Origin of the sequence: Rhodococcus sp. 14-2470-1b (assembly GCF_002259415.1) — a bacterium.
GTDB lineage: Bacteria > Actinomycetota > Actinomycetes > Mycobacteriales > Mycobacteriaceae > Rhodococcoides.
Window position 1 is genome coordinate 55,348 of sequence record NZ_NPFY01000011.1, and the last position, 22,490, is coordinate 77,837.

At 64.3% G+C, this 22,490-nt stretch carries 23 protein-coding genes; 17 read left to right on the forward strand and 6 right to left on the reverse strand.

Features of this window, described 5'->3' with window-relative positions; genetic code table 11:
• Positions 1-87 precede the first annotated feature (87 nt).
• Complete coding sequence (locus tag CH293_RS28500) at positions 88-354, reverse strand: hypothetical protein (protein WP_255122749.1); 267 nt, start codon at positions 352-354, stop codon at positions 88-90.
• Between the two features lie 543 nt (positions 355-897).
• Here CH293_RS28500 and CH293_RS07310 point away from each other — a divergent pair.
• Positions 898-1,842: a manganese catalase family protein gene (locus CH293_RS07310; protein WP_037111795.1), complete on the forward strand. Its 945-nt coding sequence runs from the start codon at positions 898-900 to the stop codon at positions 1,840-1,842.
• An 85-nt stretch (positions 1,843-1,927) separates the two neighbouring features.
• The gene (locus CH293_RS07315; RefSeq protein ID WP_255122750.1) at positions 1,928-3,298 is read left to right on the forward strand and encodes an APC family permease; all 1,371 of its coding nucleotides are present in this window, start codon (positions 1,928-1,930) and stop codon (positions 3,296-3,298) included.
• Here CH293_RS07315 and CH293_RS07320 read toward each other — a convergent pair.
• The 3 genes from CH293_RS07320 to CH293_RS07330 form a co-directional block, all read right to left on the reverse strand.
• Positions 3,295-4,359, reverse strand: a complete 1,065-nt coding sequence (locus CH293_RS07320; protein ID WP_094719822.1) for an ABC transporter substrate-binding protein — start codon at positions 4,357-4,359, stop codon at positions 3,295-3,297. The two genes, CH293_RS07315 and CH293_RS07320, sit on opposite strands and share 4 nt — an antisense overlap.
• A 91-nt stretch (positions 4,360-4,450) precedes the next feature.
• The gene (locus CH293_RS07325) at positions 4,451-4,783 is read right to left on the reverse strand and encodes a hypothetical protein (protein ID WP_094719823.1); all 333 of its coding nucleotides are present in this window, start codon (positions 4,781-4,783) and stop codon (positions 4,451-4,453) included.
• 44 nt (positions 4,784-4,827) lie between these two features.
• The gene (locus tag CH293_RS07330; RefSeq protein WP_141217154.1) at positions 4,828-5,970 is read right to left on the reverse strand and encodes a CdaR family transcriptional regulator; all 1,143 of its coding nucleotides are present in this window, start codon (positions 5,968-5,970) and stop codon (positions 4,828-4,830) included.
• 123 nt (positions 5,971-6,093) lie between these two features.
• Between CH293_RS07330 and CH293_RS07335 the strand changes: the two genes are divergently transcribed.
• The 6 genes from CH293_RS07335 to CH293_RS07360 all read left to right on the forward strand — a co-directional run bounded on the left by CH293_RS07335 (position 6,094) and on the right by CH293_RS07360 (position 10,983).
• Complete coding sequence (locus tag CH293_RS07335) at positions 6,094-7,149, forward strand: NAD(P)-dependent oxidoreductase (protein WP_217900747.1); 1,056 nt, start codon at positions 6,094-6,096, stop codon at positions 7,147-7,149.
• On the forward strand, positions 7,149-7,892 hold the full coding sequence (locus CH293_RS07340; RefSeq protein WP_094719824.1) for a DUF4286 family protein: 744 nt from the start codon (positions 7,149-7,151) through the stop codon (positions 7,890-7,892). Before CH293_RS07335 ends, CH293_RS07340 begins: the two co-directional genes overlap by 1 nt.
• A 4-nt stretch (positions 7,893-7,896) precedes the next feature.
• Complete coding sequence (locus tag CH293_RS07345) at positions 7,897-8,784, forward strand: fumarylacetoacetate hydrolase family protein (protein ID WP_094719825.1); 888 nt, start codon at positions 7,897-7,899, stop codon at positions 8,782-8,784.
• Positions 8,785-8,867: 83 nt separating this feature from the next.
• Positions 8,868-10,106, forward strand: a complete 1,239-nt coding sequence (locus CH293_RS07350) for an MFS transporter (RefSeq protein WP_141217155.1) — start codon at positions 8,868-8,870, stop codon at positions 10,104-10,106.
• Between the two features lie 81 nt (positions 10,107-10,187).
• Positions 10,188-10,484 (forward strand): WhiB family transcriptional regulator, encoded by a 297-nt coding sequence (locus tag CH293_RS07355; RefSeq protein WP_094720079.1) that lies wholly within the window; start codon positions 10,188-10,190, stop codon positions 10,482-10,484.
• A gap of 31 nt (positions 10,485-10,515) precedes the next feature.
• The gene (locus CH293_RS07360; RefSeq protein WP_094719826.1) at positions 10,516-10,983 is read left to right on the forward strand and encodes an NUDIX domain-containing protein; all 468 of its coding nucleotides are present in this window, start codon (positions 10,516-10,518) and stop codon (positions 10,981-10,983) included.
• Positions 10,984-11,005: 22 nt separating this feature from the next.
• Here the strand turns inward: CH293_RS07360 and CH293_RS07365 are convergent, their stop codons facing one another.
• On the reverse strand, positions 11,006-12,268 hold the full coding sequence (locus CH293_RS07365) for an EAL domain-containing protein (protein ID WP_255122751.1): 1,263 nt from the start codon (positions 12,266-12,268) through the stop codon (positions 11,006-11,008).
• 147 nt (positions 12,269-12,415) lie between these two features.
• Between CH293_RS07365 and CH293_RS07370 the strand changes: the two genes are divergently transcribed.
• The 8 genes from CH293_RS07370 to CH293_RS07405 all read left to right on the forward strand — a co-directional run bounded on the left by CH293_RS07370 (position 12,416) and on the right by CH293_RS07405 (position 20,113).
• Positions 12,416-13,777, forward strand: coding sequence for a serine/threonine-protein kinase (locus tag CH293_RS07370; protein WP_094719827.1), 1,362 nt, complete (start codon positions 12,416-12,418; stop codon positions 13,775-13,777).
• Positions 13,778-13,966: 189 nt separating this feature from the next.
• Entirely contained in the window at positions 13,967-16,123 is a 2,157-nt protein-coding gene (locus CH293_RS07375) for an MMPL family transporter (protein ID WP_094719828.1), read from the forward strand.
• Between the two features lie 26 nt (positions 16,124-16,149).
• A complete protein-coding gene (locus CH293_RS07380) occupies positions 16,150-16,563 on the forward strand; it encodes a DUF302 domain-containing protein (protein WP_020110588.1) in 414 nt (137 codons plus the stop codon).
• Between the two features lie 43 nt (positions 16,564-16,606).
• On the forward strand, positions 16,607-16,876 hold the full coding sequence (locus CH293_RS07385; protein WP_019665717.1) for a metal-sensitive transcriptional regulator: 270 nt from the start codon (positions 16,607-16,609) through the stop codon (positions 16,874-16,876).
• Positions 16,877-16,925: 49 nt separating this feature from the next.
• Complete coding sequence (locus CH293_RS07390) at positions 16,926-17,294, forward strand: helix-turn-helix transcriptional regulator (RefSeq protein ID WP_094628667.1); 369 nt, start codon at positions 16,926-16,928, stop codon at positions 17,292-17,294.
• On the forward strand, positions 17,291-18,352 hold the full coding sequence (arsB, locus tag CH293_RS07395) for an ACR3 family arsenite efflux transporter (RefSeq protein WP_037111819.1): 1,062 nt from the start codon (positions 17,291-17,293) through the stop codon (positions 18,350-18,352). Before CH293_RS07390 ends, arsB begins: the two co-directional genes overlap by 4 nt.
• On the forward strand, positions 18,349-18,750 hold the full coding sequence (locus tag CH293_RS07400) for a low molecular weight phosphatase family protein (RefSeq protein WP_037111821.1): 402 nt from the start codon (positions 18,349-18,351) through the stop codon (positions 18,748-18,750). The genes arsB and CH293_RS07400 overlap by 4 nt, the downstream gene beginning before the upstream one ends.
• 25 nt (positions 18,751-18,775) lie before the next feature.
• Positions 18,776-20,113 carry an FAD-dependent oxidoreductase gene (locus CH293_RS07405; protein ID WP_037111824.1) on the forward strand — a complete coding sequence of 446 codons (1,338 nt, stop codon included), beginning with the start codon at positions 18,776-18,778 and terminating at the stop codon, positions 20,111-20,113.
• Here the strand turns inward: CH293_RS07405 and CH293_RS07410 are convergent.
• Entirely contained in the window at positions 20,096-20,473 is a 378-nt protein-coding gene (locus CH293_RS07410; RefSeq protein WP_037111825.1) for a metalloregulator ArsR/SmtB family transcription factor, read from the reverse strand. The two genes, CH293_RS07405 and CH293_RS07410, sit on opposite strands and share 18 nt — an antisense overlap.
• Before the next feature lie 61 nt (positions 20,474-20,534).
• Between CH293_RS07410 and CH293_RS07415 the strand changes: the two genes are divergently transcribed.
• Complete coding sequence (locus CH293_RS07415) at positions 20,535-22,475, forward strand: heavy metal translocating P-type ATPase (RefSeq protein WP_255122752.1); 1,941 nt, start codon at positions 20,535-20,537, stop codon at positions 22,473-22,475.
• The last annotated feature ends 15 nt before the right edge of the window (positions 22,476-22,490 follow it).

Sequence of the window (22,490 nt, forward strand, 5' to 3'; positions counted from 1 at the left end):
ATGGAACGAACGCCCGGGAATCGAAGGGAAGCAGGATCGACGGATTTCCACTTCCGGGACCATCCGAACCAGCAGCGGACAAGTAGTTCACTGAGATTGCGTTGTGGCACGGACCGGAGAAGAACGGAAGCACGTGACGCTTACGGTGACTTGGCCAGGCCTGTCGTGCGGGGTGTGCACAAAACCGGTCAGCTGCCCGCTGCACGGGACCGAGAAATTCTCGCCCAGCGAGTACGCCACCGGTAGTGGCGTGAACTCCTGGTGATGCGCGTGCGCCACGGCCGGTACACCGACAGCCGACACCACGACTGCGCCGACAATCGCCACCGCCCTCGCCACAGCTGTTCTGATCATGAAGGCGGACATTACAGCCTGGGCAAATCCGGCACACCCCGAACTTTGCCTACGCACGCTCGACAGACGGGCAGCTCGGGACCGGCCGGACGCAACAGAAACGGCCGCCGGAAAACCGGCGGCCGGGATACACAAGTCGATTCAGGTGGTCACAACTACGCAGCTGCGACGTCATCCGCGTCGAGAGGCGGAAAAACTGTGAGGGACCGAGCTTCGGGAGCCAGCCCGAGAATCGATTCCCACCACGCCTGCCGCTGAACGTTTTCTTTCCATACCACTACGTCGTGCTCGTCATGCATACGTTTACTTGCCCTCCGCCGTCTTCGGTAGCCGTGTCGCGCAAGTGCAGGAGTGCCCCGAAGACTGCGGTACCAAACCGGACCTCCGGTCGGATGTGATGTTTCTCCCTGCCATCCAGGGGTATAGCCGGAGTGCTGATGCATTCCCAGCACGCCTTCGAAGGCGGAGAAGCGACAGTCAAGTCTCGGCGTCGCAGACAACCCGATCGTTCACGCTCGATGCACTGCTGTCCTAGGGAGAATCGTGTATCTACACACCGAACAATTGATCAACGACATCGCCGTCGACGAGCCGGATCCGGCCGCTGCCAACGCCCTTCAGGAGGGCCTGGGCGGACAGTTCGGCGAAATGCGCACCATGATGCAATACCTTTTCCAGTCCATGAACTTTCGTGGAGATCCGGCATCGAAGCCGTACAAGGACCTGTTGCAGGGCGTCGGTACGGAAGAGATCAGCCACGTCGAACTCATCGGCACCACCATTTCCCGTTTGCTCGACGGATCCCCCGAATACAACGGCAAGAAGACGGACCCCGTCGACAAGCCCGGAGCCAAGGGCGCGACCCCGCTGAAGATCGCTCTGGACACCAGCAACATTCACCACTACCTCGTCGGCGCACAGGGCGCCCTGCCCGTCGATGCCGCAGGAAACCCATGGTCGGGCTCCTACGTCTACAACAGCGGCAACCTCGTGCTGGACCTGCTGTACAACCTGATGCTGGAATCGACCGGCCGCCTTCAGAAGTGCCGCATCTACGAGATGACCGACAACAAGACTGCCCGCTCGACGATCTCCTACCTGATCGTCCGCGACCAGGCGCACGAGAACGCGTTCGCCAAAGCACTGGAAAGCCTGGGCGTGAACTGGGGCTCGGTGCTGCCGATCCCCAAGACCAACGCGGAACGGTTCCCTGAGGTCAAGAAACTGCTGGACAAGGGCTTGCAGAGCATCCAGTACACCTTCAGCGCCGACGACAAGAGCCAGGCGGCCAAGCTCTACCGTGGCGCTTCACCGTCGAACGACGGAACCGAATTGTCCACGGCCATCATGCCGGAAGGCGTCCCCATCAAGATCTCGCCCGAGCGGCGCGAGGAGTTCTCACCGGGCCTCGACAAGGACCTGCTGGCGCTGATCCAGGCCACCGCCGAGGTGGAGATCGCTGCAGCGAACGACCCGAAGGTCAAGTAACACAACTGAATCAAGACAGGTGGAGGCGACGCGGTGACACCGCGTCGCCCTCCACGTGTTTCCCCACCACATCACGGAGGTTCGCATGCGACCGAGACGGACCCACGACGAGGCGATCGACGCGACGCAGGATCGGCAGGACACCACACCTCTCGCTCGCGCGATCAGCGGCAAGATGCTGTTCGTCTTCATCCTCGGCGATGTGCTGGGAGCCGGCATCTACGCCCTCGTCGGCGAAATCGCGGGAGAAGTCGGCGGCGCCGTCTGGGTCCCCCTCGTCGTCGCCCTGGTGATGGCGATGCTCACCGCCGCGTCCTATGCAGAACTGGTCACCAAGTACCCCCGCGCCGGCGGCGCCGCCGTATTTGCTCAGCGTGCCTACAAACTCCCGATCGTGTCGTTCATGGTCGGCTTCTGCATGCTGGCAGCCGGCGTGACCAGCGCAGCCGGCCTGGCACTTGCCTTCTCCGGCGACTACCTGCAGGTCTTCGTGGGCGTTCCCACCGTGCCCGCAGCACTGGCATTCCTGGTCATCGTCGCCCTCCTCAATGCACGCGGCATCACCGAGTCTCTCCGCGCCAACCTCGTCATGACGGTGGTCGAGGTGTCCGGCTTGGTCCTGATCATCGCGCTTGCAGGACTGGTGCTCGGGCGCGGCGACGGCGACCCGTCCCGCGTTCTCGAGTTCGACGACAGCTCCACGCCCGCCCTGGCGGTGCTCGGTGCAGCGTTGCTGGCGTTCTACTCGTTCGTCGGATTCGAGACCTCCGCCAACATCGCCGAGGAAGTGAAGGATGTCCGTCGCGTCTATCCGCGGGCACTCTTCGGGGCACTCGCCGCGGCCGGAGCCGTGTACGCACTGGTCGGCCTCGCCGTCACCACCGTCGTACCGCCGGAGGCCCTCGCCGCGTCGAGCGGGCCTCTCCTGGAAGTGGTCGACGCCGCCGACGCCGGCATCCCCGCGTGGTTCTTCAGTCTCATCGCACTCGTCGCCGTGGCGAACGGAGCGTTGTTGACCATGATCATGGCCTCACGGCTGACCTTCGGAATGGCTCGCGACGGCCTGCTCCCCTCCGTCCTCGCCAAGGTCCTTCCCGGACGCCGCACGCCGTGGACGGCAATCATCGCCACCACCGTCGTCGCGATGGGACTCTGCCTCACGGGATCGGTAGCAGCCCTGGCGGAAACCGTCGTGCTGCTGTTGCTGTTCGTGTTCGTCAGCACCAACGTCGCCGTCCTCGTCCTGCGTCACGACCACACCGGCGAGGACCACTTCCGCGCGCCGACGATCCTGCCGATCCTCGCGCTCGTGACCTGCGGAGTATTGGCCACCCAGCAATCCGCCGAAACCTGGCTTCGCGCAGCACTACTCCTGGCCGTAGGCGTCCTGCTGTACGTCGTTCGCCGGTTCACCACCAACTCGACGACGAAGGGCGTTCCCGCCGAGCGGGTCTAGGTCAGAACCGCAGACAGCTTGGGCACCAGCAAGTCGGCGAGCTCTTCGTGCGCGAGAGGGCCGACGGACCACGCTCGACCGAAGTGACCCGTGAAGTCCTGACGCTCACCGTTGTAGGTGACAGTGTTGTCGGCCGCCAGGTTCAGGACGACGGTCCGGTCCTCCTGCACGCTGGGCAATCGCTGGAGCAGGGGGCTCGAATACCAGGCGTCGAACTCCGCCTGGTCGGCAGCCTGATTGGAGATCACGAGAACGTCGCCGGTCAACGAGCCCAGCAGCTCGTCGCTCAGTTCTCCGTCCTGCGGCAGCACTGCGGCGTTGGTGTTCTCCGCAAATCCGAAGGAGGTCAGCAGCGCCTCGGGCTCACTGTCGACGGTGTTCATGAAGCCGGTGCCACTGCCGCCTCCCCAGTACACGAGGTAGTCGACGGTCTTGCCCTCGAACTCGGGGTGCTCGGCGCGGATGTTCTCGAAGGTGGTGCTGTATTCGTCGATGAACTGCTCAGCGCGGTCGGACAGGTCCAGAGCTTCACCCAGAAGACGAAGCCGGTCTTCCCACAGGGGTGCCTCGATGCCGGCCGGTGCGCCGACGACAGGTGCGATGTCGGCCAACTGCTCGGTGTCCACGGGGTCCGCCGCCAGGGTGTCGACGACGAGGTCAGGCGTGGTGTTGGCTACCTGTTCCGCCGGATACGCGGTGTCGCCGATGGGCCAGACCGTCTCGATCTCACCCGGGATCTTCTCGACCGCCCACGGATAGAAGTCGATCTGCTCGTCGGTCCCCACCGGCGTAACACCCAGTGCAGCAAACAGGTCCGCGTCCCAGGAACTTGCCATCACCACGCGCTCGGGACGCTCCTCGATCACTGCCGGACCGGTCGCAGTGTCCACGGTGAGCGGATACTCGGTCTTGCCCTCCGGCGCCGGCAGCAAAGAGTCCGCAGCCGCGGTGGATTCCGCCGCCAAGTCGCTGTTCCCGGAGCACCCCGCAAGAGCGATCACGGTAATCGACGCGACCGCGACACCACGAAGGGCAGCAGACATCCTGGTGGAAACGTTCATCGTGGTGGGATCCTCCGGACTCGTCGAACGCCACAGCGGCGCCCGAGAGGGAGGTTAGACTAACCTTCCTTAGCTGTCCAGATTGTCGGAGTCAGACCTCGGGTGGCTCGTACTGGCCGTACAACCCGCGAGGCTCACCACGCAGGAACGCCTGATGCTCGGCGTCGGCGCGCGACCGGAGATCCGCGCGACGGCGCTCCTCGAGCTCGCGTCGAGCCTGACGTTGAACCGCACTGTCCTGAATCAACCACAGCGCGACGGCCAGGATCGCAACCGCACCGAACAACAACCAGAACCGCAGAACCAGGCCCAAGGCCATGACGGCCACCAGCAGAGCAGTGACGACCAGCCTGACGTCGCCCGCGTTCCATCGCCACCCGCCCGCGCCGTAGCGCGAACCGTCGTCGATGGTTCTGCTGGCCATATCACCCACGGTACCGGCGCAGACGGAACAGCACCGCCGATCTGTTACCTCGATGCGAGATACAGCTCCACCAGATCGGTGAAAACAAGAGGGTTGCGCCCGGTCAGCTCGTGAATCTTTCGGGCTCGCAGCGCAACTGTGTTCACGTGTACGTACAGCTCCTTCGCAGCTCTGGATTGGGACATGTTGCACGTCGCCAACGCCGCGACGGTGTCCATCAGATGATCCAGACCTGCAATCGCCCCCACGCGGGAGTCGACGAAGCGCTCGCGCACAGCGGCGTCGTTACCGATCAACACATCGAGCAACACATCGCTGTAGCGCAACACGGAGTCGCCGATGTGATTGCGAGCCGCGACGTTCTGTACAGCCAGTGCCTGAACGTAGGAGCGGTGTCCGGCACGCAGCGTCTGCACTTCGTCTCCGATGAAGATCCCCGCGCAGTCCCCACTCGACCTCAGCAACGAAGAGAGGCATGCGTCGATTCTCGTCAGCGATGCACTCGTCACCACCGGAATGAACACAGTGACGCTGCCGTCCCCCTCCCAACAGATGACCGGCTCGATTCCCGCCGCGGCCAGATCGGTGATGACACGACGTCGAAGGCGTTGACTGAGAAGCGGATCCGACCTCTTGGACAAGGCAAAGATGGCGCTGATGTGGGGAAGGTTCTGATCGACACCGAGGACTCCGGCCCAACGTTCGGCGTCCGCGGGTTCGAGTTCCCAACCGTTGGTGAGCGCTGTCGACAACTCGTTCTCGGCTCGACGACTGACAGCCGCGATTGCAGACGATGCCTCGCGATACGCGTCGATCATCGCGTTGGTGAGGGCGTCGAAACAGGACAATGCCAACTCGGTCGCACCGGCCCCTGAGCCACCTCGGTGAGCATGAAGGACATGCAGCAACATGACCCTTTCGGTGGATCGAAACGCCTGGATGACCGACTCGAGCGGAACACCCTGCTGCGCGCGTTGCTCTCCCAGCTCACGAGCGTGCTCGAGTTGGTCGGTGCCGAGCGGACTTTCCCGATCGACGCACTCCAGCACCACGACGACGTTCATCCGCACGAAATGAGTGAGCTCACCTCGGTCGAACACCTCGCTCGTGTACCCGCGGTACGTGTTCCAGATCAGAGCCACGGCCTCGTCCACCAGACCCTCGATGAGCTGCTCGTTCAACGCCACAACACCACCATACTGTGGGATTCCCACAGTCCTCCAGCGATACGACTAGGGAATCGCCTGGTTTTGCGCCGCGTCGATGTGTAACAACATGTATGTCGTACGTCACAACGAAAGGAAAACTCAGTGAGCATCGTGCACGACACACCGCGAACTCGGACGACTTACGACGGCGTCGACGCCATCGAGAACGCGCTTGCCGAACCAACGCAGGGCCTGATCGACGCGATGCCATCGATCACGGGTGACATCGCCGTCCTGGGAGTCGGCGGCAAGGTCGGACCCAGCGTCGCGGTGATGGCCAAGAGGGCGGCGGAAGCGGCAGGCGTCGACAAGAAGATCTACGGTGTCGCGCGCTTCAGCGACCCACACAGCCGCGCATTCCTGGAACAGAACGGGGTCGAATGCGTGGCCGCTGATCTCACCGATGACGACCAACTCGCGGCGCTGCCGTCCGCGTCGAACGTCATCTTCATGGCCGGCAACAAGTTCGGAACCACTGGCAACGAGTCCTTCACCTGGGCCATGAATTCCTACCTTCCGGGACGGGTAGCGAACAGGTTCCGCGACAGCCGCATCGTCGCGTTCTCGACGCTCGTCGCATACCCCCTGGCCGACGTCGCCACCGGCGGTTCACGTGAGATCGACCCTGTGGGCCCGATCGGGGAGTACGCAGCGTCATGCGTCGGGCGCGAACGAGTCTTCGAGCATCACTCGCTGAAATTCGGTACACCACTGCTGATCTTTCGGCTGGGTTACTCGATCGAGACGCGCTACGGCGTCCTGCAGGAGATCGCGCAAGCAGTGCAGGACGGCATCGAAATTCCGTTGGAGATGGGCCACGCAAGCGTCATCTGGCAGCGTGATGTTGCTGATTACGCCATCCGATCCCTCACCTTGGCCACCTCACCACCGCGCCGTCTCAACATCACAGGACCCGAGATCGTGTCGATCAGATGGCTCGCTCACAAATTCGGCCGGATCCTGGGCAAAGAACCTCGCTTCACGGGCACCGAAACCGGCACCTCGTACGTGATGGACGGTTCTTCCATCCAGTCGGAGTTCGGCTTCCCGTCGACGACACTGTCCACCATGATCGACTCCGTCGCGGCGTGGGTGGCGGCCGATGGCGAGACGCTCGGCAAGCCCACGAAGTTCCAACAGCGTCAGGGCAAGTTCTGATGACGACGTTCGCCCGCACCAACAGCCAGAACCGGCCGGACACCGAGGTGAGAGAAGGTTCCTTGATGAACGTCATCGCAGTCGATCGCGAGGACGTAGCCGAGTTCGACGACTGGTACTCGAGAGAACACTTCCCCGAACGTCTGGCGGTAGGCGGCTTTCGAAACGCACGTCGATTCGTCGAACATCCGGATCGCGGGGCGGACCGCGTCGAGTACTTCTCGATCTACGAGACGGATTCGACCGACACACTCACCAGCGACGAGTACCTCGCCGCACTCGACTCGCCCACTCCCCGCACGACTACGAGCGTCGGCCTGTTTCGCGAAAACGAACGCACGGTGGGAAGTTTGATCCTTCGAGCAGGAACGGGCCGGACCGGCACCATCGCTCTTGCGCGGATCACCTCTCACCGCGAGCACCTCGACGATCTGATCGAGCACCTGTCCAAGGTCGCCCACGCAGTAATCGCCGACGGAGGCGCGGAAGGTGTTGCCTTGTACGAGTCCGACGCGCGTGCCACGTCCGCAAAGGACAACACCGCCGAGGGTCGGACGGCTGGGCTCACCGGTTCGGCCGAGGACGGCCCAGGTTCACTGTTTCTGGTAGTGGATCTCCACGGTTCCGTGAATCCACCACGGACGCAGAGCCTCTGCACCGCAGTCGAGCAGATCGGTGCTTCTGTTCGCTGGTCGATGTACCGGCTGGTGTCCGACCAGACCTCCCACGCAGAACAGGACTGAAAAGATGCGAATCGCTAATCACGATGGCCGGCTGACGATGCTGACCCGACACGGCGCAATCGATGTCGCCCGCGCGAGCGACGGTCTGTTCGACCATCGCGTCGAGGCAATCTACGACCGATGGGAGGAATTCGTCGACTGGAGTCGAACGTGCGAATCCGATGCTCCTGGTCACCGAGAGCACCCGATCGCGACAGTCGGGCCGATCAGCCCGCGACCTCGGCAGATCTTCGGCATAGGGCTCAACTACGTCGATCATGCACGCGAAGCCGGTTCACCCTTGCCCGAGGTTCCGTTGATCTTCACCAAGTTCCCGTCCTCCATCGCCGGGCCCGACGCAGTCATCGAACTCTCCGGCCCGAGTGTCGACTGGGAGGTCGAGCTCGTCGTCGTCATCGGACGAGAAGCTTCGAACGTATCCGGGAGCGACGCCTGGAGTCACGTCGCAGGGCTCACTGTTGGACAGGACGTGTCGGATCGAGACGTTCAGCTGCAGGGTAAGACAGCACAATTCAGCTTCGGGAAGTCGTTTGCCAATTTCGCACCGATCGGCCCGGCACTCGTGACACCCGACGAATTCGACGACCCGAACGAACTGACCCTGAAGTGCTGGATCGGCGACGAACTGATGCAGGACGGCACCTCCTCGGATCTGGTGTTCTCGGTCGCCGAGCTGATCGAATACATCTCCGCGAAGGTGACCCTCTTTCCAGGGGACCTGATCTTCACCGGAACCCCCGCGGGCGTCGGGTTGGGCCGGACCCCGCAGAGGTACCTGGCGGACGGAGACATCATCACCAGCGAGATCGGCGGAATCGGAACGATGACGAACAAGGTCACTGCGCCGCAACGAGTGACATCCCGCCCCGCCGTGGACGTAGGTGCATTGTGAGTGCCCCGGACGCCTCTAGAGTTTCATCCGCCTCCAAGCAGCTGAACGCCGAGAACGCGTACTCCCCCAGGGAACGCAAGGTGGTGCTGACTTTCGCTATCGTCGGCGCGCTGATCGAGAGCATGGAACTGAACCTGCTGAGTTATCCGCTCCGCGACCTGTCCGATTCGTTCGCCGTCTCGACGCAGGCCGTCGTCGGTGTCATCACGATGCAGTCGATCGCCTCGATCGCCGGCGGCTTCCTGTTCGGCTGGATCGCCGACCGATGGGGCCGGCGCCCCACGTATGTCGCGTTCACCTCGATCTACGGAGTACTCGCGGTGGTCGGCGCATTCCTGAACAGCTTCGAGGCGTTCACCGTCACCAGAGTTCTTGCCGGGGTCGCCATGGGAGGTGCCTTCGGCGTCATCTTCGCGATGTTCACCGAGACCTGGAAAACGAAGAACCGCGGCCTCATGGGAAGCGTTCTGCAGGGAATGTTCATCTGCGGCACATTGATCACGCAGGCAATCCTGTTCTCCACCATCACAACTCTCGGTTCGGACTCCGGCTGGCGCACCGGATTCGTCGTCATCGGTGCGATGAGTGTGGCGGTGGGACTCGTCGCCTTCAAGATGCTGCCTGAATCCAAAGTGTGGCGTGCAGCTCGAGACGGCACGTCACAGCCCACCGTCGACGACGCCGCTCACGAACCCGTCAGCGCACAGGAGCGGAAGCGAACGATTGTCGGCGGCATCTTCCTCACCATCGCCACAACCGGAATTTTCGCGGCCAGCTACTGCTACATCACTTTCGGTCCGACCTACCTTCGCGAGTACGCCGGCTTGTCGCTCGGATGGGCGACCGTGGTTCTCACCGTCGGAACAGTGCTCGGCATAGCCTCGTACATCACCTTCGGCGCGGTGTCCGACGCGATCGGTCGACGCGGTTCCACCTTCTGGTCGTGCGCAGTCGGCGTCGTCGGGTTCGGCTTGTTTCTGTGGATCGGATCGGACACCGAGACGGCCGCTGGGTCAGGATCGATCGTATCGGCGGCAACGATCGCCCTGGCCGGCACCGCAATCGGATATGCCGGGTTCGGGGTAATAGGTACGTGGATCTCCGAGTTCTACCCCACCCGCTACCGCGCTTTCGGCTCCGGTGCGACGTACTACGTCGCCCGCGGAATCGGATCGGGACTGTTCCCTCTGTTCGCACTGATGCTCGCAGACGGGAACATCCACAAGGCAATGGGATTCGGAGTCGCGGGTGCGCTTGTCGGGATGCTCGGATGCCTCCTGGTCCCGGAAACTCGCGGAAAGGTCATCACGACTACGGACTGACCAGCAGCCATCAGCAGCACGCGAGCCGTGGTGACCATCATGATGGTCACCACGGCCGCCGTTCCATCAGAGGAGCCAGCGATGATCCACACCAAACCATCCGTCGATCGGTACTGGCGCCGACACGCTCGATGCCGCGGGTTCGGCTACCTCTTCTTCGGCGTCGAATACGAGTCGCGAGCCGACCGAATCCGCCGGGAAAGCCAAGCGAAGCGCCTGTGTGACGGATGCCCGGTGATCGAGAGGTGTCGACGCTACGCTCTCGCACAGTTCGAGGCTCACGGGATTTGGGGCGGGACGACCGAAGTCGAACGTACGAGGCAGGTGGACTGTCGCACGCGAGGGAATCCCCCATGTGTGTCTTCTCCGGCAGGATAGAGGAATCGACTCACCCGAGGAGAAGGACACCATGGCCAAGCTGAGCGCTGGAATCATTTTGTACAGAACGGTGAACGGTGAGGTCGAAGTCCTCCTCGGCCACCCAGGAGGGCCGTTCTGGGCGAAGAAGGACGCAGGCGCGTGGTCGATCATCAAGGGTGAGTACGAGGACGACGAAGATCCCTGGGCCGCAGCTCAGCGCGAATTCCTCGAAGAAACCGGCTCACCGGTGCCGGCGGGCACAGACCCGATACGGCTCACACCCGTCAAGCAGCCCAGTGGAAAAATCGTGACGGCCTTCGGCGTCGACGGCGACCTCGATGCGGCCGGCGCACAGAGCAACACCTTCGAAATGGAATGGCCGAAGGGATCGGGAAACATCAAGACATTCCCGGAAATCGACAGGCACGAATGGTTCACCTCCGACGAAGCCGAAGCCAAACTGCTCAAAGGCCACCGCCCGATCCTCGCCGAGCTGCTGAGGTATTTGCCCATCTGACGCGGTACGTGCGACTCCTTGCCTAAGAACCGGTCCGCTGGAGCAGGGTGGTGGCGGCGTCGAGGACCACATCGCGGTCGTAGGTCAGTCGGTAGTCGTACATGCAAGTACCGTCGGGTGCCGCGCCGACGGGAAGGGCAACGAGCGCGACGGTCAACACGGGCGAAACCACCACGATCGAATGTTCTTCGGCAAGTGGCTCATCGGGTCCGACGGCTACCTCGCGAAAGCGATGACGGGCATCGCCGGTATCGGGACGAACCGACTCCGGATCTCGTGTGCCGAAGACGACCGTCAACGCACTGTTCGCCGCAACGTCGTTCACTTCGGCGGCGTGAATTCGGTTGAGAGAGAGCGACGATCCGGTCGTCACAAGGACGATCGTCGACGGTCCCGCCGTCATGGCGCTGAGCAGCAATCCCGATCCGAGTGCGCCGACGAGAGCTTCGTCCGCACGCCGCGACCGCGTTGCCGCACTGACCACTCCGTACGGGGTCACTGCCGCCGGGGCGCGGACGGTCACCGCGACGTCGCGCGCTTCCGGATCCACACTCCTCGCCCCACCGCCGAACGCCGGAAGCGGCGCGGGCGGGCCGAACAGATAACCCTGACCCCAGCTGGCGCCCATGTTCAGTGCCGTCCGCAGGTGTTGCTCGGTTTCGATGCCCTCCGCGACGATCCGCGCACCGGTCCGATCGGCTTCCGCCGCGACCGCCGACACGACAGCTGCGGTGTGCGCCGTAGGCCGGCTCTGCACGAGCCCCATGTCGAGCTTGATCACGTCCGGTCGGAGGAACGGCAGCAGCGCCAGGCTCGACGAGTCCGCACCGACGTCGTCGACGGCCACGCGCCAACCCAGGTGCCTCGCGTGTTCGACGGCTCGCAGCAGACGCGCAGGATCTCGGAGGAGGTTCCGCTCGGTGATCTCGATGACGATCGACATCCCACGGGCCTGAGCGAGCAGTGTCGACGACTGACGAGGCGGCGAACTCTCGAGCGCGACGGGCTCGGCATTTACGAACAGCATCAACCCATCCGGCAGACCTGCGTCGAGAGCTCCGCGCAGAGCCGTCAATCGGCATCGCCAATCGAAGTCGGCAATCACGTCGTACGATTCCGCTGCCGACAGCAAACCTGGCGTCGTCGGCCAGGGACTACCGGGGCCTGCCCGGGTGAGGGCCTCGAACCCGACGATGCAGTTGCTGTCGAGGGCAACGATCGGCTGATACACCGAATCGATGTCGACCGTGAGCGGTGAGGCCGCAGCCGTGTCGTGGTGGCGCACGTGCCCGTCCTCCTTGCTGAAACCCGACGAAATCCACCCCACCCGGCCTTCATCATGCCCTGCGCGTCGCCTGGGCACCGGGTGCGGGGCGAAGACACGACGATATGGTTCGACGTAATCGCACACTCGGATCGGACGGACACATCGATGGTTGGATCGGATCGGCACCGTCCATCGGACGAGCAGTTCCTGTTCGCCGGGCGGTATCGACTCGGCGAGGTTCTCGGCCGCGGCGGCATGGCCGAGGTGGTCACGGCCGTCGACGACGTGCTGGGCCGATCGGTGGCAGTGAAGATCTTCGCCCACGCCGGGCCGCAGGACACGTCGGGACGCATCGACGCCGAGAAGCGCACACTGGCCTCGCTCACCCACCCGAACCTCGTCGCGCTGTACGACGCGGGCGAGGCAGCAGATCCCGGCGGCGTGGTCGTTCCGTACCTGGTGATGGAACTCGTCGACGGCCCCACCCTGTCCGCATTCCGATACGGCCGCGCACTGCCGCCGCAGGTCGTAGCCCGAATCGGCGCCGAGTTGGCCTCCGCGCTGACCTATATCCACAGCCGCGGCATCGTGCACCGCGACATCAAGCCAGCCAACATCCTGATCGCAAGTCCCGACGGCCCGGACGACAACCAGTTCACCAAACTCACCGACTTCGGAATCGCTCGCATCGTCGACGGCATCCGCCTGACCGACCACGGCACCACCGTCGGAACCGGTCATTACATGAGCCCCGAACAGGCAACCGGCACCGCCGCCGGACCGGCAACCGACATCTACAGCCTCGGACTGGTCCTCATCGAATGCCTCACCGGACGCATGGCCTTCGAAGGCAGCGCCGTCGCCGCCGCGATCGCACGCCTGCACCGCGACCCGGTGGTTCCCGACGCTGTCGGACCCGAGTGGGCGGCGCTGCTCACCGCCATGACGGCACGCGACCCCCAGAACCGTCCCGACGCCGCCCAACTCAGGTCGCGACTGCAGGACCTCACCCGCACCGGACCCGCAGCTGGGGCCACCGCCGCACTGGACCCGCAGTTCCTGACGGCCTCGGTGACCACCGACCAGATGCCAGTCCAGCCAATGACCACCCGACGACGCAAGCTCTGGATACCGATCGCTGCCGCAATGACCGCACTTGCCGTTGCCGTTGCCGTTGCCGTTGCCGTTGCATGGTCGAGCTTCGGTAGCGACGACACCCCTGTGCCCGACGCCGTGCAGACATCGACACAAACTCCCACCGCGCCATCCCCTGTGACATCCACCGAGCCGACGCCGCCCCCGACAACCGTTCCTCCGGAACTGCCGATCACCACGCCACCGGCCGCAGTCACACCCGCACCCGCTCCCCAACCTCAGGCACCCGTCGTTCCTCCCGCGCAGAACGGCAACGGTAACGGCAACAACGGAAATGGGAACGGCAACGGAAACTCCGGGAACGGCAACTCGAGCAACGGAAACTCGGGCAACAGCAACGGCAACGGCAACTCTGGAAACGGCAGGAACTGACCGATTCCTCGTCGCATGACGGGGGTCCACCGACCCGAAGACTTGGATACCCCCCGGGGTACTTGCATACCCCCCTAGGTATGTGTCACAGTGGGCATCGGCAGAGCATGTCGCCCCAACCCTCGCGGCTCACCCACCCGAGAGACAAGTGGGCCCATGTGTATACCCCCACCCGTATCAGGAGAAATCATGGCCGAGTTCGACACCGCGCCGGCGCCCAGCCGCGTCGCCCCTGATCGAGCCCGCACCCTCGGTGCGCTCGGTCGCCTCGGAAGCGTCATGGTTACACGCCGCCGATGGGTGTTCGGGATCTGGCTCATCGCGCTCGTCGCACTGGGTTCTGCAGCGCCGTCCGTCTTTTCGTCGCTCGCAGGTGCCGGTTGGCAGGCCAACGGGTCCGAGTCGGTTCAGGTCCGTGAACTCGCCCAGCACCATTTCGGCGGAAACTCCTCCGCCGCGGTCCAGGTCGTCGTTCACTCCGACACCGCAGCCATCGATGACCCCGCGGTGCAGCAGACACTCACCGACGTTGCGGCTGTGTTCGACGGCGACACCCGCTTCGGCGACGTCATCGCCCCACAGCCGGGGATGACCATCAGCCCCGACGGGCACACCGCGATACTCATCGCCGGCGCCAACGCGAGCACCGACGATATGGTGAAAGCCGTCGACGACGTCAAAATGCAGCTCACTGCACTGTCCCGGGACGGTATCGAGGTCTACCCCACCGGATCCTCAGCGCTCTGGTCGGACTTCAACAAAGCCAACCACGATGCGATGATTCAAGCCGAATTGTTCTCGTGGCCGGTCACATTGGCGATTATGGTGCTCGCCTTCGGCTCGCTCGTCGCCGCAGGTTTGCCACTGCTGCTCACCGTCGCCGGTCTCGTCGCCTCCGCAGGCGGATTGGTGCTCCTCAACGAGGTGACGCCCATTTCGGTGTGGGCGATGAACTTCGCGATGATGTTCGCGCTCGCACTCGGTATCGACTACGCCCTGTTCATCGTCGCCCGTTTCCGCGACGCTCTACGTGCGGGCGACCCACGCGCCGCGGTCGCCGAGACCATGGACACCGCAGGCAAAGCAGTGGTCCTCTCCGGACTGACCGTGCTGGTCAGCCTCTCGGCAGTGTTGCTCGTTCCCGCGCCGGCCGTCCGCACCATGGCCGTGGGAATCATGCTCGCCGTCGGCTTCGTCCTGGTCGCGACCATGACACTGCTGCCCGCCACACTGGGCGCGCTCGGCACCAAGGTCAACTCCGCCTCGTTGCCGTTTGCCAAGCGTCAACACCATCGCTCCCCGAAATTCGCTGCATGGGGCGAACTGCTCCACAAACACCCCTGGCCCTTCGCACTCGTCTCCGTCGGCATCCTTGTTGCCCTCGCACTGCCGGTGCTGGGACTGAAGGTCGCGATGCCGTCGATCGCTGTCGTCCCCGAAGACGCACCGGTCAGGCAAGGGTACGAACTGGTGCAAGCGCAGTTCGGCAACGGCGCACCCGGTGCACTGCAGATCGTCGTCCCGACCACCGACGCAGCCACGACGGCGGCCACAGCGAGCGAGGTGGACGGGATCTCGATGGTCACTCCACCTCAGCTCGCAGCGGACGACTCCGATTACGCACTACTCCAAGCTCTTCCCGACGTGGACCCCTCCGACGCTGCCATGGGCACGATCCTCGGCGACCTCCGCGCACACCTGCCGGACTCCGCGCTCGTCGGCGGCGCACCGGCGGAGAACCTGGACCTACAACATGCCCTGAACACCTACCTCCCGCTCGTCATCGGGATCATCCTCGTGCTCGGCTTCCTCCTGCTGCTCGCTGCTTTGCAGGCACCACTGATCGCGATCCTCGGCACCGGAGTCAGCCTTCTCTCGACCGCTGCGGCATTCGGCGTCGCGAAGTCGATATTCCAGGACGGGCACGGCGCGTCGCTACTCGGTTTCACGCCGCAGGGCTTTCTCGACGGCTGGGGACCTGTGTTCTTCTTCGCGATGATTTTCGCGATCGCCATGGACTACACCGTGTTCTTGCTCGCTACCGCCAAGGAGCATTACGAACGTTCCGGCGACCCGAAGAAGGCCCAGGTCGACGGTCTCGCTCACTCCGGACGTGTCATATTCGCCGCCGCCGCGGTCATGGTCGCAGTATTCTTCACCTTCGCGCTCTCCGATCCACTCCCACCGAAGGAGATGGGCATCATCCTCGGGGTCGCGGTTCTGCTGGACGCGTTCTTGATCAGGCTGATCCTGCTCCCGGTCCTGTTGCGGCTGAGCGGCCACGCCGCCTGGTGGTCACCCTCGTGGCTCCGCAGGGTCCTGCCGTCGATCCACTTCTCGCACTGAACACGTACTCGAAAGGAATCTCAGCCATGAGCATCGCACTGTCCACCACGTTGGCCGACACCGACTTCGGCACCGTCGTCCAATCAGTCAAGGCAGCACTGTCCGACCAAGGATTCGGCGTACTGACCGAAATCGACATGCAAGCCACCTTGAAAGCCAAGCTCGGCGAAGACATGGAGCAGTACCTGATCCTCGGTGCGTGCAATCCGACACTCGCGCACCGCGCCGTCGGAGTCATGCCACAGATCGGTTTGCTCCTGCCGTGCAACGTGGTCGTCCGCGCCGACACCGCAACGCCAGGATCGGTGATCGTCGAGGCAATGAACCCGGACATCATGGTTCAGGCCACCGGCGAACCCGGGCTCGCCGATGTCGCCGCCGAAGCCACCACCAAGTTGCAAGCAGCAATCGATGCACTGGGGGCATGCCCCCGGGGGTAACCTGGGACGCACTTCGCTACACCGCACCACGAGGAGCCTCACCATGATCGGCGACGAAGACAGCATCGCACTGGTACTGAACCGCCTGCGCCGCGCCCACGGACAACTCGCCGGCGTGATCGGCATGATCGAGAACGGGCGCGACTGCAAAGATGTCGTCACCCAACTTGCCGCCGTATCCCGCGCGCTCGACAAGGCAGGCTTCAAGATCGTCGCAACGGGTCTTCGCGAATGCATGACCGGTGAGACCGCCGACAACAGAGAGCCGATGACCGAAGCCGAACTGGAAAAACTCTTCCTCGCATTGGCCTAGGTTTCACTCGGGCCTTGACGCCTGATTCGACAAGAGTCAATATAGACGGATGTCGAACCAGACCTTGCCGATCGAAGACGTCTCCGCAGGAGAATGCTGCTCGCCACTGGTTCGCGAGCCGCTGACGGTCGATCGGTCGGTAGACCTGGCTCGCATGTTCAAAGCCTTGGGTGACCCGGTGCGGTTGCGCTTGCTCAGCCTGGTCGCCAGCCACGACGGCGGCGAGGCATGCGTCTGCGACATCTCGCCACACTTCGACCTGTCGCAACCTACGATTTCCCACCACTTGAAAGTGTTGCGGGAGTGCGGACTGCTCGACTGCGAGCGACGCGGAACCTGGGTGTACTACTGGGTCGTTCCGACTGCACTGGAAGAACTGTCGACCGTCCTCGGCACAACGACGTCGGTGACCTCGTGAGCACCACGACCGTCGTAGGGAAGCTCTCGACGCTGGACCGGTTCCTCCCGGTCTGGATCGGCGTGGCCATGGTCGTCGGTCTGCTGTTGGGACGGTCGATTCCCGGATTGAACGACGCTCTGGCGGCCGTGTCGATCGACGGCGTCTCGCTGCCCATCGCGGTCGGCTTGCTGATCATGATGTATCCGGTGCTGGCGAAGGTGCGCTACGACCGGCTCGACACCGTCACCGGCGACCGGAAGCTTCTCGTCGGTTCGCTTGTACTGAACTGGATCCTGGGTCCGGCACTGATGTTCGCTCTGGCGTGGATCTTCCTGCCCGATCTGCCGGAGTACCGAACCGGACTCATCATCGTCGGCCTCGCCCGCTGCATCGCCATGGTCATCATCTGGAACGACCTCGCGTGCGGAGACCGTGAAGCCGCCGCCGTGTTGGTCGCGATCAACTCGGTGTTCCAGGTGATCATGTTCGCCGTTCTCGGATGGTTCTACCTGTCGGTCCTTCCCGGATGGCTCGGGCTCGAGCAGACCACCATCGAGGCGTCACCGTGGCAGATCGCGAAGTCGGTGCTGATCTTCCTCGGCATCCCGTTGGTCGCGGGCTTCGCATCGCGCTACTTCGGCGAACGCGCCAAGGGCAGGGAGTGGTACGAGTCGACGTTCATTCCCAGGATCGGACCGTGGGCGCTGTACGGCTTGCTGTTCACCATCGTCGTTCTCTTTGCGCTGCAGGGTGATCGGATCACGTCACAGCCTCTCGACGTCGTACGCATCGCACTTCCGCTGTTGGTCTACTTCGCGGTGATGTGGGGCGGCGGCTACGCCCTCGGCGCCGCGATGGGCCTGGGGTACCAACGCACCACCACACTCGCATTCACCGCTGCGGGCAACAACTTCGAGCTCGCCATCGCCGTCGCGATCGCCACCTACGGCGCCACGTCCGGGCAAGCACTCGCCGGCGTGGTCGGACCACTCATCGAAGTACCGGTCCTCGTCGGACTGGTGTACGTGTCCCTGGCTCTACGCAAGCGGTTCACACTCGAAAGGACGTACCCATGACGAGCGTGCTGTTCGTATGCGTGAAGAACGGCGGCAAGTCGCAGATGGCTGCCGGACTGATGCGCAAAGCCGTCGGCGATTCCGTCGAGATCCACTCCGGCGGAACTGCGCCCGGAAGTACTGTCAATCCTCTGTCTGCGCAGTCGTTGCTGGAAGTAGGCGTCGACCTCACCGGCGAACGCCCCAAGCCCATCGACCCCGAACTCCTCGCCCGGATGGACTACGTCGTCACCCTCGGCACCGAAGCGAAAGTCGACGCCGTGGAAGGACCGACGTTCGAGAACTGGGACACGGACGAGCCGTCGGAACGCGGAATCGACGGTATCGAACGCATGAGACTCGTGCGCGACGACATCGCCACCCGCGTCGACGATCTCGCCCGACGCATACTCCGTTAGGCCTCGACGAAAGGACGTCACCGTCATGTCCGCTCACCCAGTAGTCGTCATCGGAGCAGGACCCATCGGTCTTGCCGCCGCAGCTCACCTCACCGAAGCCGGCACTCCCGTCCTGGTCCTCGAACGTGGACACTCGGCCGGTTCTGCTGTTGCACAATGGAATCACGTAAGATTGTTCTCGCCGTGGTCGGAAATCGTCGACCCGGCCGCCGCACGCCTCCTCGAACCCACTGGATGGCGCGCACCGGACGGTAGCGCGTACGCAACGGGGCGCGAGTGGGTCGAGAAGTACCTCGTACCGCTGGCCGCAGTTCTCGGCCATTCGGTGCGGTTCGGCTCCGAGGTCGTCGGCGTCGCCCGCCGCGGGCGCGACCGTGTCGTCGACGCCGGTCGTGACACCGAACCTCTCACCGTTCACATCGGAAGAACCGACGGCACCGAGGAACGCATCCTCGCCAGCGCAGTCATCGACGCATCGGGAACATGGGTAAGCCCGAATCCGCTCGGGTCCGAGGGACTCCCCGCCGTCGGGGAACATGCTGCCGCCGATCGTATTTCGTATCGCGTCCCCGACCTCTCGGACGAGTCGGTACGCAGACTCTTCGCCGGCACACACGTCGTCATCGCCGGAAGTGGCCATTCCGCTCTGACCGCGATTATCGCGTTCGCCGACCTGGCTGCGGCCAACCCCGGCACGACGCTGACGTGGGCCGTGCGGCGCGCGGTCACCGAATCGGTCTTCGGCGGAGGCGAATCCGACGAGCTCGCCGCTCGCGGTGCGCTCGGCCTCCGCGCGAAGAAAGCCGTCGACGACGGCCTCCTGCAGGTCGTCTCCGGTTTCCGGACAGAGACGATCCTGCACGACGACGGCAGACTCGCGCTCGTCGGCGACAACGGAACCCGGATCGACGGCGTCGACCACGTCGTCGCGCTGACGGGGTTCCGACCCGACCTGAGCTGGCTGTCCGAAGTTCGTCTGGACCTCGACCCGACACTGCAGGCACCACGGTCGTTGGCGCCGTTGATCGATCCCAACGTCCACTCCTGCGGCACCGTCTACCCGCACGGCGTGGACGAGCTCACCCAACCCGAGCCCGGGCTGTACCTGGTCGGCATGAAGAGCTACGGCCGGGCACCGACGTTCCTGGCGATGACCGGCTACGAACAGGTCCGCAGCATCGCCGCCGAACTGTCCGGCGACCCCGAGAGCGCTCGCACCGTCGAACTACGTTTACCGGATACCGGCGTCTGCGGCGGAGCAGGGTTGTTCGACGATCCCGAAGCCGACGCCTCGGTAGTGGGCGGATGCTGCGGCACGCCAGGACCCGTCAGCGTCGGACTCGGGTCAGGATCCGGTCGCTGAGTCCGCGTCGGAGTCGATGTCGGGCGCGGACATGCCGAGATGCTCGATGTGATAAACCGCCTCGTCGAGCAGCATGGCGACGTGATTGTCGTACAAGCGATAGATGACGCTGCGGCCGGATCGCGCGCCGGTCACCAACCCCATCGCTCGGAGCAGTCGGAGTTGATGGGAGACAGCGGACTGCTCCATCTCGACGGCGTCGGCGAGGTCGTTGACGCCGCTGGGCCCCTGCCGGAGCTGGGTGAGAATGCGTAGCCGACTCGGCGTCGCCAACGCCTGAAGCGTCGCTGCCACCGTCGCGGCAGACTCCGCATCGAGCTGCGCCGGAGGAGTGGTGCGTCCCTCGACTCCATGTCCCATTCGACGATCATAGTTTATGTTCACATGTATAGGTCTTCATGTGATGAGGTAGCGTGACGTCATGACTTTCATCGGGACCGCCCCGTCTCCGTCGATCGACAGCGCTCGGACCGGGACCGCCACCCGCACCCGGTTGCTCGCAGTCGCCGAAGTCCGGTGGGCACTCGCCGCCACCGCACTGTTCGCGGCAGGGCTGCTCGTGCAGATCACCGGCGGGCCGACGTGGCTCTACTGGGCGCTGTACCTGGCGTGCTACGCCGTCGGCGGCTGGGAATCGGCGCTCGAAGGCCTACGCGCGCTTCGCAACAAGACGCTCGACGTCGACCTGCTGATGATCGTCGCCGCCATCGGGGCTGCGTCGATAGGGCAGGTGTTCGACGGGGCACTGCTCATCGTCATCTTCGCGACGTCCGGCGCGCTGGAGGCGGTCCTCACCGAGCGAACCGCGGACTCCGTCCGAAGCCTGTTGGGCCTGACGCCCGACACCGCGGTCCGGCTCGACGCCGGCGGCACCGAACACCGAATCGACGCGACGGATCTGACCGTCGGAGACATCGTCGTCGTCCGTCCCGGCGAGCGCCTCCCCGGTGACGGAACCGTCGTCGACGGTGGATCCGACATCGACCAGTCCTCGATCACCGGCGAAGCCGTCCCGGCCTTCAAGACGGTCGGCGACGACGTGTTCGCCGGGACCATCAACGGCACGGGCGTGCTGCGAGTCCGAGTCGACGTCGACCCGTCGGACACCGTCATCGCGCGAATCGTCACGATGGTCGAGCGCGCATCCGAGACCAAAGCGAAGAAGCAGCTGTTCGTCGAGAAGGTGGAGCAGTACTACTCGACCGGTGTCGTGGCCGCCACGGCAGCGGTGTTCACGATTCCACTACTGCTCGGCAGCGACCTGCAGTCGGCGTTGCTGCGCGCGATGACCTTCATGATCGTGGCGTCGCCGTGCGCGGTCGTCCTCGCGACCATGCCGCCCCTGCTCGCCGCGATGGCAACCGCCGGCCGCAACGGAGTCCTCGTCAAGTCGGCCGTCGTGATGGAACAGCTGCGCCTGACCGACGTCGTCGCCTTCGACAAGACCGGAACCCTCACCGAGGGAACACCTCGCGTCGAACGGGTCGACGCACTGGGCGGATTCGATCACACCGACGTCCTGCGATGGGCCGCGGCCGCCGAAGTGGGAAGCGAGCACCCGGTAGGAGTCGCAATAGTCGACCACGCCCGTAACCGCGGGCTTACGCTACCTCCGGCATCGGATTTCGAATCGACACCGGGCGTCGGCGTGCGCGCACAGGTCGACGGACGGCACATCAGGGTGTCCAAACCCGATGCCTCTCACACGTCTTCGTTCCCGTCGGACATCCGAACGCACGGAACGACCGCCGCCGTCGTCACCGTCGACGACGTTCCCGCCGGAGTGATCGCTCTGGTCGACACCATCCGCCCCGGGGTGGACGGCGCCGTGTCCGAGCTCGAGCGTCTGACGGGCGCCCCGTCGGTGCTGATCACCGGCGACAACCTCGGATCGGCGCAGGACATCGCCCGCCGCGCCGGAATCTCCGACGTGCGAGCCGGATTGCTGCCGGAGGGCAAGGTCGACGCCGTGCGTGGACTGCAAGCACGCGAACAGCGGGTCCTCGTCCTCGGCGACGGCATCAACGACGCACCTGCTCTCGCTGCCGCCGACACCGGGGTTGCCATGGGCCGCAAAGGTTCCGACCTCGCACTCGACACCGCCGACGCCGTCCTGGTGCGCGACGACGTCGCCGCGCTCGCCAAGGTGATCGAACTGTCGCGTCGAGCCCACCGCATCGTCGTCGCCAACCTCGTCATCGCCGGCACGTTCATCGTCGTGCTCGTGGCCTGGGACCTGATCGGAACCCTGCCCCTGCCCATCGGTGTCGCCGGGCACGAGAGCTCCACCGTGCTGGTCGCTCTCAACGGCATGAGACTTCTGTCCTCACGTGCGTGGCGAGGGACGAAACACCCTGGTTGACGGCCGAATCCAAAA